This is a genomic window from Rothia sp. HMSC061D12 (genome assembly GCF_001836735.1).
Classification (GTDB): domain Bacteria; phylum Actinomycetota; class Actinomycetes; order Actinomycetales; family Micrococcaceae; genus Rothia.
The window spans coordinates 351,741-367,809 of sequence record NZ_KV830305.1 but is presented as its reverse complement, the minus strand read 5'-3'; the positions used below and the strand labels follow the sequence as shown (position 1 = coordinate 367,809).

At 61.5% G+C, this 16,069-nt stretch carries 10 protein-coding genes; 2 read left to right on the top strand and 8 right to left on the bottom strand.

The features are described 5' to 3' along the window. Window positions 1–77: 77 nt before the first annotated feature. Window positions 78–2,519, bottom strand: a complete 2,442-nt coding sequence (leuS, locus tag HMPREF2682_RS01395) for a leucine--tRNA ligase (RefSeq protein ID WP_210400855.1) — start codon at window positions 2,517–2,519, stop codon at window positions 78–80. Between the two features lie 276 nt (window positions 2,520–2,795). On the opposite strand from leuS, the gene HMPREF2682_RS01390 reads away from it, so the two are divergent. After that, window positions 2,796–3,851, top strand: coding sequence for an alpha/beta fold hydrolase (locus HMPREF2682_RS01390; RefSeq protein WP_070830719.1), 1,056 nt, complete (start codon window positions 2,796–2,798; stop codon window positions 3,849–3,851). A gap of 9 nt (window positions 3,852–3,860) precedes the next feature. Next, window positions 3,861–4,988: a glycosyltransferase family 4 protein gene (locus HMPREF2682_RS01385; protein ID WP_070830717.1), complete on the top strand. Its 1,128-nt coding sequence runs from the start codon at window positions 3,861–3,863 to the stop codon at window positions 4,986–4,988. A gap of 278 nt (window positions 4,989–5,266) precedes the next feature. On the opposite strand, the gene HMPREF2682_RS01380 is transcribed toward HMPREF2682_RS01385, so the two are convergent. The 7 genes from HMPREF2682_RS01380 to HMPREF2682_RS01350 form a co-directional block, all read right to left on the bottom strand. Further along, a complete protein-coding gene (locus HMPREF2682_RS01380) occupies window positions 5,267–5,509 on the bottom strand; it encodes a hypothetical protein (protein WP_005506175.1) in 243 nt (80 codons plus the stop codon). Window positions 5,510–5,872: 363 nt separating this feature from the next. Continuing rightward, a complete protein-coding gene (locus tag HMPREF2682_RS01375) occupies window positions 5,873–6,124 on the bottom strand; it encodes a hypothetical protein (protein ID WP_049327135.1) in 252 nt (83 codons plus the stop codon). Between the two features lie 230 nt (window positions 6,125–6,354). Next, window positions 6,355–8,931 (bottom strand): aconitase, encoded by a 2,577-nt coding sequence (locus HMPREF2682_RS01370; RefSeq protein WP_246827232.1) that lies wholly within the window; start codon window positions 8,929–8,931, stop codon window positions 6,355–6,357. A 111-nt stretch (window positions 8,932–9,042) separates the two neighbouring features. Further along, window positions 9,043–11,460: a primosomal protein N' family DNA-binding protein gene (locus tag HMPREF2682_RS01365; protein ID WP_070830715.1), complete on the bottom strand. Its 2,418-nt coding sequence runs from the start codon at window positions 11,458–11,460 to the stop codon at window positions 9,043–9,045. 33 nt (window positions 11,461–11,493) lie between these two features. Beyond that, window positions 11,494–12,699 (bottom strand): methionine adenosyltransferase, encoded by a 1,206-nt coding sequence (gene metK / locus HMPREF2682_RS01360; RefSeq protein WP_005506182.1) that lies wholly within the window; start codon window positions 12,697–12,699, stop codon window positions 11,494–11,496. A 153-nt stretch (window positions 12,700–12,852) separates the two neighbouring features. Next, window positions 12,853–14,793, bottom strand: coding sequence for an excinuclease ABC subunit UvrC (uvrC, locus tag HMPREF2682_RS01355; RefSeq protein ID WP_070830713.1), 1,941 nt, complete (start codon window positions 14,791–14,793; stop codon window positions 12,853–12,855). A gap of 163 nt (window positions 14,794–14,956) precedes the next feature. After that, window positions 14,957–15,637 carry a lysophospholipid acyltransferase family protein gene (locus HMPREF2682_RS01350; protein WP_070830711.1) on the bottom strand — a complete coding sequence of 227 codons (681 nt, stop codon included), beginning with the start codon at window positions 15,635–15,637 and terminating at the stop codon, window positions 14,957–14,959. Window positions 15,638–16,069: the final 432 nt, after the last annotated feature.

Genomic DNA, 16,069 nt, shown 5'->3' with positions numbered 1-16,069 from the left:
CCGGCACGTTCCATGAAACGAACCGAAGCCACAGCGGGGCTTGTACTTTATCTAAGAAACTTCTTTATCTAAGAAGCTTAGATCACGATGTTCACGAGCTTAGGCGCACGCACGATCACCTTGCGGATCTCGGCGTCACCAATCGAACGCTGAACAGCGGCATCCGCCAGAGCCAGCTCCTGAAGCTCCTGCTCGGAGATGTCCTTCGCAACCTCCAGGCGAGCCTTGACCTTGCCCTTAATCTGCACGATAGCGGTGACGGTGTCATCCACCAGCAGAGCCGGGTCAACCTCGGGGAAGCCCGCGGTCAGAACCGGGGTGTCGTGACCGAGAGCGTGCCACATATCCTCAGCGGTGTACGGTGCGTACAGAGACAGCAGAATCGCGATGGTCTCAGCAGCCTTACGGACAGCCGGGTCAGCCGCGCCAGCACCGGAGTCAATAGCCTTACGGGTAGCGTTCACAAGCTCCATGGTCTTAGCAACAACCACGTTGAACTTGCCGTTATCCAGCAGGCCCTGAACCTCGTGCACGGTGCGTGCAATCAGCTTCTGCAGCTCCAGGTCACCGGCGGTTGCATCCACGCCGGGTTCGCTGGTGACGTCCTGAGCCACACGCCATGCGCGAGCCAGGAACTTCTGCGAACCAGCCGGGGAAACATCCGCCCAGTCCACGTCATCCTCGGGCGGGGACGCGAAAATCATGGTGGTGCGGATAGCGTCCACACCGAACTTGTCGAGCTGCTCGCCCAGGTTCACGCCGTTACCCAGCGACTTGGACATTGCCTTGCCGCCGTTGAGCACCTGACCCTGGTTCATGAGCGCCTTGAACGGCTCATCGTGCTTGATCAGACCCAGGTCGCGAACAACCTTGGTGAAGAAGCGCGCGTACAGCAGGTGCAGAATTGCGTGCTCCACGCCGCCCACGTACATGTCGACGGCACCCCACTCGCTCATAGCCTGCGGGTCGAAAGGAGCCTTGTCGTAGTTCGGGGAAACGTAACGCAGGAAGTACCAGGAGGAATCCACGAAGGTGTCCATGGTGTCCGAGTCGCGACGAGCCTGCTTGCCACACTTCGGGCAAGGCACGATAGCCCAGTCATCGGCGGCAGCCAGGGGCGACTGGCCCTTAGGAGCCAGCTGCTCACCGCGCAGGTTATCGGGCAACAGCACCGGCAGCTGATCCTCGGGGACCAGAACCTCGCCACAATCCTCACAGTGAATCACGGGGATGGGGGTACCCCAGAAACGCTGGCGGGACAGCAGCCAGTCACGCAGACGGTAAATGACCTTACCCTCACCGGTGCCGGCAGCCTCAACCAGCTCAATAGCCTTAGCAATTGCCTCAGCCTTCGGCAGGCCGGTCAGCTCACCGGAGTTGATGAGCACGCCGTCACCAGCTGCGGCAACACCGCTGGTAGCCGGGTCCTCAGCACCCTCAACGTCCAGGACCTTCACGATGGGCAGGTCGAACTTCAGGGCGAACTCGAGGTCGCGCTGGTCGTGCGCGGGCACAGCCATAATCGCGCCGGTACCGTAATCGGCGAGCACGTAGTCAGAAGCCCAGACAGGCAGCTTTGCGCCGGTCAGCGGGTTAATCGCGTAGCGGCCGGTGAACACGCCGGTCTTCTCGCGGTCGGAGGACTGGCGGTCAATATCGCTCAGTGCCTTAATGTCTTCGCGGTACTGCTCCAGGGCAGCCTTGTGCTCGGGTGCCACGATCTGCTCGGCGAACGCCGCATCCGCAGCAACCACGATGAAGGTTGCGCCGTACAGGGTGTCCGGGCGGGTGGTGAACACGGTGAAGGACTCAGCGGACTGATCCTCGGTCGCCTCAATCTCGAAGCGCACCTCAGCGCCCTCAGAGCGACCAATCCAGTTGCGCTGCATGAGCAGCACACGGTCGGGCCACTTGCCCTCCAGCTGCTCCATATCATCCAACAGCTGCTGTGCGTAGTCGGTGATCTTGAAGTACCACTGGTTCAGGGACTTCTTAGTCACGGTAGTACCGCAACGCTCACACGCACCGTTCACAACCTGCTCGTTCGCGAGCACGGTCTGGTCCTTGGGGCACCAGTTGACCATGGAGTCCTTACGGTACGCCAGGCCCTTCTTGTAGAACTGCTCGAACAGCCACTGAGTCCACTTGTAGTACTCGGGATCCGAGGTGTGCAGGCGGCGGCTCCAGTCAGCGGCAATAGCGTAACGCTTGAAGGACTCAGCCTGAGTGTCAATGTTCTTGTACGTCCACTCCTTGGGGTGAGTGTCGTTCTTAATGGCTGCGTTCTCAGCGGGCAGACCGAAGGAGTCCCAGCCAATCGGGTGCAGAACATCGTAGCCGCACTGCTTGAAGTAGCGGGCGTTCATGTCACCAATAGCGAATGCCTCCGCGTGACCCATGTGAAGGTCACCGGAGGGGTACGGGAACATATCCAGCACATACTTGCGGCCCTTGGGGGCGTCACCGGTGGGCTGGAAAACCTTCGTTTCGTCCCAGTAGGGGCGCCACTTGGCTTCCATAGCGCGGAAGTCGTACGCATTTTCGTTGCGTTCGGTCTCTACCTGAGCAGACACAGCGATTCCTTAAATAAAGACAGGTTGATAAAAACTTAACCCTCCAAGTGTAACGCGAAACCCGCACCGCGCCAGAGTTGAGGCCGCCCCGACTACCAAATGGACGGCACCACCCGTCCGGTTGTCGATGCGGGAAGCGGGTTTCAGAGCCCTTTCAGGCTTCTCCCCTAGAATTAAGAACGGGACTTTGCCGTCCCAGTACCCAACCCGCGAAAGGTACCCATGACCTCCACCGTTACCCCGGACTCCCCCAACACCTCAATTCTTGAGGGTGTACCCGGCCCGCTCATTCCCGGCCCCCGCCACGACGCCCTCATCGGTGACGGCGCGCAGGCGGTCATGACCCGCTACTGGCAGTACGGCAAAGGCATGAACGACGGTGTCTTTCCCGAGGACTCCTACCCCGTGCTACTCGTGCACGGCTTCCGCGGCGACCACCACGGCCTCGAAATCATCGCGAACTACCTGCTGAAGCTCATCCCGAACGTCAGCATCATCAGCCCCGACTTGCCCGGTTTCGGCCGCTCCGCAGACCTGCCCGAAAACACCCAGGATGAAACCACTCAGGGCGAAGACAACATCAACGCGTACGTGGCGTGGCTGCGTGACTTTGTGGAACACATCAACCCCGCCCGCGAGAATGCACAGAGCCTGCCGCTGCACGTGGTCGGCCACTCCTTCGGCTCCATCGTCACCAGCGCCTTCGCCGCCGCACACCCGAACTCGCTCGCGCTGCTCTCGCTTATCAACCCCATCAGCGAACCCGCCCTTGAAGGTAGCCAGCGCATCGCCTCGCGCCTCGCTTCCCTCTACTACCGTGCCGGCGCGGCACTGCCCGAAAAAATCGGCTACCCGCTGCTGCGTTCGCAGCTGATTACCCGCGCCTCCAGCGAAGTCATGATGCGCACCAAAGACAAAGCGATGCGCCGCTTCATCAACGGCCAGCACGCCGCCTACTTCGGCTCCTTCGGCTCCCGCCGCGGAGTGCTCAGCGCCTACGAAGCGTCCATTACGCACACCGCCGCCGAATACGCCGCCGCCATCCGGGTGCCGGTGCAGATGCTCGTCGCCGAAGACGACGACCTGGGCACCCCCGAAACGGCTCGCGCCATGTACGCGACGCTCACCTCCCGCAACTTGCCCGCTTCTACGACCGGCGCCCGCGAGCGCCTGGACATGATCCCCGAAGTCGGGCACCTCATCCACTACGAAACCCCTCGCCGCGCCGCGGAACTCATCGCCGATTTCGCCGCCGGCCACTCAGGGAACGAGAAGTAAGGAACCAACATGAAACTCATGGTTGACGCCCGATACACCCGTATCGGCTTCCACGACGGCATCAGCCGCTACACCGCCTCCCTACTGGACGCGCTCAAAACCCTCATCGACACCGGCGACGAGGCCGCCGCCGACCTCGACCTCACCATGATCATTAGCGATGAGCGTCAGCTGGACATGCTACCCGACCTGCCGCACGTGAAAATCTGCTCGCCCACCGGCCCACTCGAACCGACCGCCTCACTGCAGCTGAATAAGTATGCGCCGGATGTGGTGTTCTCCCCCATGCAGACCATCGGCTCCACCGGACGCAAGTTCAAGCTGATCCTCACCCTGCACGACCTGATCTACTACTCGCACCCGACCCCGCCCGGGTTCCTGCCCGCACCGGTGCGTGTGGGCTGGAGGCTCTTCCACAAAACCTACACTCCGCAGCGTTTTCTGCTCAATCACGGCGACGCGGTCGTGACGGTTTCTGAGTCAACCGCCTCGCTGATTCGTGAGCACGAGCTGACCACCAAGCCGCTGTTCGTGGTGCCCAACGCCCCGCAGCCCGGCAGCGTCGTCTCCCGCCAGACCGCGCTGGAACGCGCCACCACCCGCGAAGAGCAGCCCGTCAAGCACCTGGTGTACATGGGTTCGTTCATGCCGTACAAGAACGTAGAAACCCTGCTGCTGGCGATGCGCTCCCTGCCGGATTACCGCCTGCACCTGCTGTCGAAGATGCCGCCGCAGCGCCTGGTGCAGCTCACCGACGAACGCCTCATCGGTGAGAACGTGGAGGTGCACAACGGCGTGAGCGACGAGGAGTACCAGCAGCTGCTCCGCCAGGCGCACGCCCTGGTGACTGCCTCCCGCGAGGAGGGTTACGGCCTGCCCGTGGTTGAGTCGCAGGCTGCCGGTTGCCCCGCGGTGATTAGTGACATCCCGATTTTCCGTGAGATCGCGCCGCACGCCGTGTTCGCGCCGGTTGACGGTGCCCCGGAGGCGCACGCCGCCGATTGGGTGAAGGCTATCCGATCCCTGGAGGACACCGCCGTTCGCGAGCGCGTGATCATTGACGGCCTGTCGGATGTGCGCCGCTACTCCTGGCGCGACTCGGCGCTCAAGCTGTTGGAGGTCGTGCGCGGTCTTTAGGGCTTGCGTAGCGCTATACAGCGCGGCGCTAAATTATGGCGCTAGATACAGAAATGCCGCCGCACTCCCCCGGTTCTCAGGAGGGTGCGGCGGCATTCTCGTATTCAATTCATGGTCGCCTGGGCGGCGTATGCGACTTGCGGTAAGGGTTTACAGTGGCGGTTCGCTACGCACTTCCTCCGCGCCTACGCAGGGAACCCGCCCCTCGCAGAGCTCGGGCACCCTGAGGGCGCATCCGGAAGGCGCAGCCTCACCGCATCACACCGGAGCAGGAAACCTTACACGTACGCGCCGCGTGCCGACTCCTTCGCAGCCAGCTCATCCGCGTGACCATACGCGTAGAAAATCTTTGCGTCATCCAGCTCAGCAAAACGAGCCAGGTAACGGCACACCGCGCCACGCTGAGCCTTCGTCATCGAGGACAGCAGAACAGGATCCGGGTGAGTAATACCGTTGTCGCGGCTCGGTGCCGAATTGCCGAACTCGGGCTCGTAATCAGAGGTGATATTGGTGAAACTCATCGGTGAGTACCTTTCCTTAGGGCGTTTCTTGGTGGAGCGCCGCAACAATGCAGACGCTACCGGAGGCAACACCGCGAAAAGAACCTACGGAGATCATCGGAAGTCTCTTCGCAGTAGTGGTTGTGATACCTCTAAACTACCCAAGAGCTAATCAATGTTCAAGAACCATCAGGGAACGCCCCCATAGTGGACACGTCCCCGGTTGTCAGGAAGAAATCAGGGGCATCATAGCGGCATGGGACCGCCGAGTCTCCAACCGAACTGAAACCTGCCCGAAAGCCAGCGTGAAAGCCAGCCCGAAAAGCAGAAATGCTGCCGCACCCACAAAGAGTGCAGCAGCATTTCCAAAGCTAATTATGCAGGCTACGCCATAGTTGCGTAGAGACCGCGTTCAGCATCCTTACGAGCCAGCTCGTAAGCGTGACCGTACGCGTAGAAAATCTTTGCGTCATCCAGCTCAGCGAAGCGCGCCAAGTAGCGGTAAACAGCTCCTCGTTCTGCGCTGGTCATGTCGGAAAGCAACACGGGGTCCGGGTGCATGACGCCGTAATTGTGTACAGAAGCAGACCCGCCGCATGCAGGTTCGTATGCGGGGGCGATCATAGTCTGAGTCACCAGTATTCATCTTTCGTTGGTGCGCACGGTTGTGAGGCGTACGCGAAGTTGAGTGATAGATACTGCCAACACCACCTCGACAAGCACCGAAATAGTATCCGCAGTGCTGAATATATTACCGCGGATACGGAGACTACGCCAATTAGAATCAGCCAAACCCCAGCAAATCTTAGGTGCACACGAATGCATAAAAATTCTGGGATACCCTTCCACGGCACCGCCTAAGCGCCCTAAACTACAGCGCTCTGCCCTGCTTTACTCTCCTGCTTTTTCTCCCCTGCGGGGTTATGTTCCTCTGTATCCTCAGCGTCTTCATCCTCACCGTCCAGACCCAGAAGAGCCGTCACCATCGGCAAAGGATTGAACTCGCTCAGCTGACCCGTACGGTCCACCTTGCGCATCATGAACGCACGCTGCAAACGCCTCTGAGTCCAGGGCGAAAGCACCATCATCAGCAGCGCCTCCACCACAAAAATGCCGACCAGAATCCACAGCAGCAGATCCGAAGAACCCGCCTGCTCGCGCAGCTGCTGAGCATCCGCCACCAGACGGTCAAAACCCTCCGAATGCAGGCGCGACGCATCAAGCCCAGTCAACGCGGACAGACTCACCGGCGACGCCACATTCAGCAGCACCGACAGCATCAGCAGAAGCACCGCATACAGCCCGTAATGCATGGTGCGCATCCACTTCTTCACACGCGCAAAACCGCGGTTCAGTTCCGCACCGATATCGGTGAAAGCCTCCGCCTTCTGCGCCTGCTCACCCGCCGGCATCATATGCGGCACCAAGCGGTGCGCAAGCATCAACGGCACCGGCGAACACGCATCAAAATACTGCATGTGACTATTCACCGACGGGCCCGGTAGAGTCACAAAGCTGACGTCTACATCGGCGGGCTGAGTAATATTCGACCTGCCAATACTGTCACCACGAGCGGAAATCTCACACCGGTCAGCCACATCAAGATCCTGCAGCATCGGCGCGTAGGCGCGCACATACAGGTGGCAGGCGCTACGCACCGACATCATGAGCACCAGAATCAGCGCGCCCCAAAACGCCACGGAGGCGGCGGTCAGCTCAGGGACCACGCCCTCAACACGCAACTGAGCCAGCAGTAGCATGAACACCGCGTACAGCATGAAAACGCCGTGCACGAAGAGCAGCGGAATCAGCCACTTCACGTAGGCGCGCGTGCCGTACGGGTTCACCAGGCGCACATCCGCCGGGGTGTTTGCGGAGGTAGTTGCGGAGGCGCTTTCCCGTGCACTCTTGCGGCCAATACGCGCCCTGCCCTTGAAGGCACCCGGCACGCTCGCAACCAGCGGCACCACGCTCAACGCCAGGGGCATCAGCATCGTATAGTGCAGCAGCGAACGGTACGGACCAAACAGCAGGGACGCCTCCACCAGCCAGGAGAACGCCGCGACCGCGCTCACCCACAGCAGCATGGCGCGGTTACGGTAGCCGCCCGCAGCATCCAGGTGCCCCGGAATGTCGTTGCGGTCACTAGCGATAATGCTAATCGGGACCACGCCACTACCCAGACCGTAGAAGAAACGAATCGGCTTCTTACCCGCCGCCGCACGACGACGCAGCAACTCATAGCTCAAATACCCACCCTGCGAATGGGCAATAATGCCCACCGCATCGCTACGGGAACTCAAATCGTCCAGCTGACGATCCAGACGCGCATAAATACGCTCCAAATCGCGCGACTCCGGGCTGGTCGCCGTCTGAATCAGCTGCGTCGGAATAGCCTTCACCAGTGCCCACAGCTCACGGGCACGACGAGCCAAAACCCAGCCCACAATACCCAGGCCGAGCGCCGCCGCCAGACCCGTAAATGCACCCTGCGGAGTACCCAGAGACGCCACAAAAGCATCACGGAAAGTCATGAGCGCCATAGCCGCCAGCACCAGCCACAGCGCCACGTTCACGAATCGAGCAGTAGAACGCAGCAGGTGCCCGGCACGCTCACGCCAGGTCGCGCCGGGGCGCTCATAGTAGAAGCAGAACATCAAAAACAGCGGCAAAACCGACGCCAACCAGGGCAAATGCTCCTTCAATGGGCGGTAATGTCTGGGCCGCCAGAAGCCCTCCTGAAAAAGGAGGCTGCGGCGAGTGACCGTGCGAACCGGGCGCGGCTTCGGCTGAGGCAGGCGCGGAAGCTCAAGGTTCGGCAGCTCGATATTCGGGAGTTCTATCTTGGGAAGCTCAATCTTAGGGAGCTCCACTTTAGGCAGGTCCACCTTGGGTAACTCCACTTTGGGCAACTCAACCTTCGGAAGTTCAACTTTCGGCAGACTGATTCTTGTAGATTCTTTGGGCTCGGAGGCTTCGGCGGGTTCTTCCTGCACGGAGTTCTCTTCAACCTGCGGGCTTTCGTCAACCGGGTCGGCAGGGTACTCCGTGCGCTTAATCGTCAACGAATACGTCAACTCGCTGTGGTGGCTCAGCGGGTTCACCTCAGCGGCAGACGGGAGGGTATCGCCGTCAGGAATCACCTCAACACGAACCCGTCCAGAAACCTCCGCGGCGGGGTTCCCTTCCGAGAGCGCGGCAGAATCCGTGTTCAGCGCCAGCAGAGTCTGCACACTATGCGCCACCGGCTTGCCAAAATACGCGAGCGTCTCGCCGTGATTCTGGTAGCCGATACCGTGAACCAGCAGCAGCACCGCCGCATCATGGTGCTGGCCCTTGCGGTGCAGGGCACTCTTCGGATGCGCAGAAGCATACTCAGCCAGCCGCCGCTGCTCACCGTCAGGCAGCGCACTACCCTTCAGCAGATGAGGCACCTTCGACACGCCTCTCACCTCCTCGCCTCTGCACACAACGCGCCCACAAACCCGCGTGCTCAACGCCCAACCCGGGGCAAAAACCGCCCCTCACTAGAACACTACAGCACGACTAGAAAATCACAGCACGTCCAAGCCGTCACAGCGAATCTGAACCGGACGCTCCCCCACGTTCTTCTTCAACGCCGCAATCGTTGCACGCGTAGCACGCAACTCACGGGTCACCTGCTGCGCAATGCCATACGAGAAAAACATCAGGGTACGCCAATCGCCCTGAACCGGCGCCTCCTCAGAATCCTCCTCAAGAGACTCCGACCAGGCAAAATACCCCTGATCCAGAGGAACCGGACCCACAATACGCAACTGCTCACGCACCCGCTCCAGCAACGCAGAAGAACCCAAGAACTCCTCCATGAAGGCGCGAACATCCGCCTCCGCACCGGTCACCGCAGCCGTACGAACCGCCGGAGGCAGACCCGTCTGCGCGCGCTCCTCCAGCTCCTGACGAGCAAACCACGCCGGATCCCAACGCACCAGCGCCTGCTCCACCGGCGACGGCGAAGCAGTCGTCACCACCGTACCCTCAAGAGCCGCCGGACGAACCAACGCCGCAGCATTCAACCAGCGACGCAACGCCGCCTCCGGGGCACGCAACGAATCAAAACGAAGCATCTTATCGGCATCCAGAAGAAGCGCCGCCGCATAACCGCCAAAAGCCACCGGCTCAGCACCCGGAGTCGCCACCACCAACGCAGGCTCAGGACCAACCGACGCCCGCACATGGTCACCCGCCGAAGAAATCACCGGAACATTCGGGAACGCACGACCCAGCTCCTCAGCAGTACGAGTCGCACCCGCCGCCGAATAACGCCAATGCGTAAAACCACACTCAGAACAACGCCACTGCTGCGCCAAATGACCGCACCACGAACACGACGGAACCGATGAACCCGAAGCCACCGACAAAGGCCCACTACACTCGCCACAACGCGCCGGCATGCGGCAACGTTCACACGAAAACGACGGAATATAACCGCTACGCGCCACCTGCACCAACACAGGACCACGCGCCAACGCACGACGAGCATGCTCAAACGCCAGGTGCGGAATACGCGCCATCGCCGCCAACGGGTCACGCGCCAACTCAAACTCTGAACCCGTCGAAAAAATACGCGGCGAATAATCACGCACCAGCGCACGCGGCGCACGCACATGAGACGCCCAGCGGGTACGCACCAGACGCGCCGCCTCACTACTCATGCTGAACCCGGCAAACAGCGCCGCAGTATTCTCAGCCGAAGCACGCAAAAGCAACACATCACGCGCATGACAATACGGGGCGCGCTGCTCCAACAGCGAAGAATCGCCGTCATCCCAGCACACCACCAGACCCAGGTTAGCCACCGGCGCATACGCGGCAGCACGGGTACCAATCACCACCGGAACCCGACCCAAACGCGCCTTCACAAAACCGTGATAGCGAGTATGCGGAGTCGAATCAGAACTCAAACGCACAAACGCGTCAGCGGGCAGACGCTCGGCGAGCGCCGCCTCCAGAAGATCCAGGTTCTTAGCGGTCGGAACCACCGCAATAGCACCGCGACCACTCGCGGCAGCCGTAGCGAGCGCGGTCGCCAAAACATCCGCCCACGTGTGCTCCAGGTGGCCGGGAAGAACCGTCATCACGGCGCGGGTCGCGGCGCCGGCGGCAACATCCTCAATGAACTCCGCACCGTTCTCGTAGTCGGAGAAGACGGAGGTGGCATCCGGCGCATCCGGGTTCAGTGCGGGCGGGTCCAGCACGAAGGGTGCGGGGGCGCCGGGGGTGGCAAGCCACGCGTACGGGTCGGCAGCGCTGGAGGCGGCGGAGGCGGCAGCCGGCTCAGTTTCCGCGGGCTCAGGGGCGTTTTCCTGCGGCTTCTCCCCTGCGCTCACCGGGGCGATCTCGGGGGTGTTTTCGGAAATACTTACCGGAGCAGAATCACCCAAATAATCCGACTCATAACCCGGCAGAAGAGGCGCGTACTTCTTATCCAGCGCGGCGATACGCGGCGGCACCGCCAGGCGCAGCACGTTCGCCACCGTGGAGGCGTAACGGTCGGCAAGCGCCTCGGCAAGCGCAAAAATTTCGGGCGCAACAGAGGGCACACGCGACAGCACCGACTTGAGCGGCAGCAGCGAGGTGCGCGTCCAATCGGTGGTGGCGGAGCGCTCCTCAATGTAACCGGTCAGCTCGTGGCCGTTGAACAGCACACGCACGCGGGCGCCGGGCACCGCATCCTCACTCAGCTCGGCGGGCACACGGTAATCGAACGTGCGGTCCACCTGCGGCAGGGTGCTGTCCACGCGCACACGCGCCACAGGGTTCGGCACGCCGCTCGCCTCCAACTCGGCGGCAACGTTCACCGGCTCCGGGACAGCCGGAATCAGGGCATCACGAAGAGCAGGAAATCCCTGCAACAGGTCAAGCTGTTGCAGGGATTCCTGCTGAGCACCCAACGGTGCCGAAAAGTTCGATTCAGAACTGCTCTGAGTCACCCGAATCAGCGTGCTCCTCTACCCTGACAGATATTAGGAGGAGGACACTGCCGAACGCAGTGCATCCACGCGGTTCAGGCGCTCCCAGGTGAATTCCGGCTCGGTACGACCGAAGTGGCCGTGAGCTGCGGTCTTCTTGTAAATCGGGCGGCGCAGATCCAGTTCGTTAATGATTGCCAGCGGGCGCAGGTCGAAGACCTCACGCACAGCCTTCTCAATCTTGATCGGGTCGACCTTCTCGGTGCCGAAGGTTTCAACGTACAGACCGACCGGCGCTGCCTGGCCGATAGCGTACGCAACCTGAACCTCGGCGCGGTCAGCAAGACCGGCACCCACAATGTTCTTCGCAACCCAACGCATTGCGTACGCTGCGGAACGGTCCACCTTCGACGGGTCCTTACCGGAGAACGCGCCACCACCGTGACGAGCCGAACCGCCGTAGGTGTCCACAATAATCTTGCGGCCGGTCAGGCCCGCGTCACCCACGGGGCCACCCTGAACGAAGCGGCCAGCGGGGTTCACAATGAACTTAGCGTTGGAGGAATCCAGCTCGACGCTGCCCAGAACCGGTGCGATAACGTGCTTCTCAATGTCTGCACGCAGGTCAGCCAGGTCGTAGCTTGCGGTGTGCTGGCTCGAAACAACGACGGTGTCCACAGAGACAGGCACGTTGTTCGAATCGTACCCGAGGGTCACCTGAGTCTTGCCGTCGGGGCGTAGCTCGGTCAGCAGGCCGTCCTTACGGACCTTGGTCAGACGCTCAGAGAGGCGGTGCGCCAGCCAAATCGGAGCGGGCATCAGCACGTTCGTCTCGTTCGAAGCGTAACCGAACATGATGCCCTGGTCGCCCGCACCCTGGCGGTCGTACTCGTCAGCAGCAATACCCTGACGAACCTCGAGGGACTCGTACACGCCAGCGTTAATGTCCGGGGACTGCTCACCAATGGAGACAGACACACCGCAGAACTCGCCGTCGAAGCCGCGGGTAGAGGAATCGTAGCCGATACCCAGAATGGTCTCGCGCACGATGGAGGGGATTTCGACGTAGCTGGAGGTGGTCACCTCACCAGCAACATGCACCTGACCGGTGGTCACCATGGTCTCCACAGCAACGTTCGCTGCGGGATCCTGGGCGATGATGCCGTCAAGGATGGCGTCAGAAATCTGGTCACAAATCTTATCGGGGTGGCCTTCAGTCACCGACTCGCTGGTGAATAGGCGCAGATGGTTATTACTCACGGTTTCCACTCTACTGGTTGAGGGCGCGCGAAGATAGCGCGCTCGTAATGATGACGGTTTCCTTCAATTATGACACGTTTGTTAAGCGCCATTACGAGGCGGGGTGCTACGTTCACACCCCGGGCGGGCCTTCACCCAGCGCCAGCCAGAGGATTAGGTCAGCGCCGCCAGAATCTTCTGAGCCAACGCCGGGCCAATACCCGGCACCGCCGTCAGCTCCTCAGCGCTCGCCTGCTTAATCTGAGCCACCGACCCGAAATGCTTGATCAGCGCGGAACGCTTCACCTCGCCCAGACCGGGCACCTCATCCAGGGCGGAGGCGACCATCGCCTTACCACGCTTGGAACGGTGGAAGGTGATAGCGAAACGGTGCGCCTCATCGCGGATGCGCTGCACCAGGTACAGCGCCTGCGAGGTGCGCGGCAGCACGACCGGGTAGTCGTCGTCCGGCAGCCACAGCTCCTCCAGGCGCTTAGCGATGCCGGCAACGTACACGTCCGTAATGCCCAGGTCGCTCAGCGCGGCGGAGGCGGCAGCCACCTGAGGCGGGCCACCGTCCACGAGCACCAGGTTCGGCGGGTAGGCGAACTTCGCAGGCTCGGGCGTGGAGGCGTCAATCTCGCCGGAGTGCACGGGGGTTGCTTCACGTTCCGCCTGCTGCGCCAGGTGCCTCTTGAAGCGGCGCGTAATGACGTCGTACATGCTGGCGGTATCGTCACGCGCGGCGTCACCGGTAATGCTGTAGGTGCGGTAGGCGTTCTTCGCGGGCATGCCGTCTTCAAAGACGACCATGGACGCGACCACGTTCGTGCCCTGCACATGCGAAATGTCGTAGCACTCGATGCGCAGCAGCGGGTCCGGCAGTTCCAGCGCCTCCTGCAGCTCCACGAGGGAGGCGCTGCGGGTGGTCAAATCGCCCGCACGGCGACTCTTGTGCAGGGTCAGCGACTGGCGCGCGTTCTCGGCGACCGTCTTCATGAGTTCTGCTTTGTCGCCGCGCTGCGGGACGCTAATCTCCACGGGACCGCCGCGCACCTCCGCCAGCCAGGACGCCAGCTGCTCCTTATTCTCGGGCTCCACCGGCACGAGCACGGAACGCGGAATATCGTAGCTGTTCAGGCTCTTCTCGGCGTCCTTCTGGGAGGCGAGGCTCGCCGCAATATCGCTGTACACCTGCGCGATCAGCTGCTCAATAAGCTGCGCGTCGGTGCTGTCGTTGACCTTCTCCACAATCCAGCCGCGCTGGCCGCGAATCCTGCCGCCGCGCACGAAGAACACCTGAACGGACGCCTCCAGGTCGTCCTCCGCGTAGGCGAACAAGTCGGCGTCCACGGTCGCACCAAGCACCACCGCGTTACGCTCAAACGCCTTAGTCAGCGCGGCAATATCGTCACGAAGAATCGCGGCACGCTCAAAGTCCATCTGGGCGGCGGCTTCCTTCATTTCCGCGGTCAGCTGGGCGATATGCTTCTCAGCGCCACCCGCCATGAACCGGGTCAGACCGCGCGCCAACTCGCGGTGCTCCTCGGGGCTAATCTTGCCCACGCACGGCGCCGCACACTTATCGATATAGCCGAGCAGGCACGGGCGGCCGCTATTCTTCGCGCGATTAAACACGCCGTTCGTGCAGGTACGCACCGGGAACACGCGCAGCAGCGCATCCAGGGTTTCACGAATCGCCCACGCCTGCGAATAGGGCCCAAAATAGCGCACGCCCTTACGGCGCTCACCGCGAGTCACCATCGCGCGCGGGTACACGTCATTGACCGTAATCGCCAGGTACGGGTACGACTTATCGTCGCGGAACGCAATGTTGAAGCGCGGCGAAAACTCCTTAATCCAGGTGTACTCGAGCTGCAGCGACTCCATCTCGCTCGCCACCACGGTCCACTCCACACTCGCCGCCGTATGCACCATCGCATAGGTCTTCGGGCTCAGCGTCTGCGGCGACGCAAAATAGCTGTTGAGGCGGTTGCGCAGGTTCTTCGCCTTACCCACATAGATGACGCGGCCGTCGGCATCGCGAAAACGGTAAACGCCCGGGTCGGTGGGGATTTCGCCGGGGGCGGGGCGGTAGCTGGAAGGCTCTGCCATGGGTACTTTCTCCTCGCTCTGCTGGGGCTCTCTACTGGGCTGCCGGGGGGGCATCTCAGGCGCTCACAGACGACAAACCGCGCATCCTACACGGAACACCCCAATGCGGGGTCCCATGCGTGGATGCGCGGTTTAAGTCTACGCGGTATAGGCGGCGTGTGCCCTAGCCTGCGTCACGTGCGGCTGAGGGCGAAACGTTGTATTCGTGCTTTCGCGCCTGACCGGACAGCTGAGCAATCTCGTCCATAATCGCGTCGGTGGTGACGCGGCGCTGCTTGCCGGTCATCTTCTCGCCGGTCTTCTCAAAGTAGAGCGGCTTGCCCACACGAATCGTGAAGCGGCGCGGGTAAATCATGTTCGAACCGGGCTTCTGCAGGCGGTCGGTGCCAATCAGGCCGACCGGAACGACGGGCGCGCCGGTCATGTGCGCCAGCCACGCCACACCAATCTTGCCGCGGTACAGGTAGCCATCGCGGGAGCGGGTGCCCTCGGGGTAAATGCCGAAGACCTTACCCTCCTGCAGCTTCTCCAAGGCGATGTCGAGTGCCTTGAGCGACTCGGAGCGGTCGGAGCGGTTCACGGGAATGATGTCCACGGCTTCGAAGAATGCCTTCATCATCTTGCCGCACGTGCCGGGGGTGTTCACGTACTCCGCTTTGGCGAGGAACGCCACGCGGCGCGGCATCATGGCGGAAATAATGATGGAGTCCAGGAAAGACAGGTGGTTGGAGGCGACAATTACCGGGCCGGTGGCGGGAAAGTTTTCGAGTCCGGTCACGCGGGCGCGGAAGACGGTGCGCAGGATTCCGGTGATTGCTTTCTGGGTGGATTTGTAGAGAAGCACGTGAACTCTCCTGAGGTGCCGATAGATTGCGGGCTGTGGCGGCGACCCGCCGTGGATGCGGGGTGAGTGACCCCTTCTGAATATACGCCGCCAAAGAGCACAAAATCTGTACTGCAATAATCTGTACCGCAAAAATTTGTACTGTGTTTAGTAGCGTCGGGTTTTATTATTCCACACCCCGGTACAGAAGGGTGCGGCGTGTCGCGCTCCCCTTCCACATGCTGGGATGCGCCTCCCGCCAACGAATTCAGCGAAAGCCCCGGTAGGAGCCCGAGTAGAGGCCCGAGTAGAAGTCCCGATTGAGGGGGCCTGCGCGACTTTCGCCCCACCGCCTCCTTCCCCGTTGCAGGCGGGTAAGTAGCCACGGAAGCTAAGGGTTCAACCTCAACGTAATATTTCAGGTTTTCCGCCTTGTGATTGCAGATTTCCCCG

Excerpts from the sequence above, each read along its gene's own strand:
- HMPREF2682_RS01390 (WP_070830719.1), top strand. The coding sequence starts at position 2,796 with ATGACCTCCACCGTTACCCCGGACTCCCCCAACACCTCAATTCTTGAG.
- uvrC (WP_070830713.1), bottom strand. The coding sequence starts at position 14,793 with ATGGCAGAGCCTTCCAGCTACCGCCCCGCCCCCGGCGAAATCCCCACC.
- HMPREF2682_RS01385 (WP_070830717.1), top strand. The coding sequence starts at position 3,861 with ATGAAACTCATGGTTGACGCCCGATACACCCGTATCGGCTTCCACGAC.
- leuS (WP_210400855.1), bottom strand. The coding sequence starts at position 2,519 with ATGGAAGCCAAGTGGCGCCCCTACTGGGACGAAACGAAGGTTTTCCAG.
- HMPREF2682_RS01380 (WP_005506175.1), bottom strand. The coding sequence starts at position 5,509 with ATGAGTTTCACCAATATCACCTCTGATTACGAGCCCGAGTTCGGCAAT.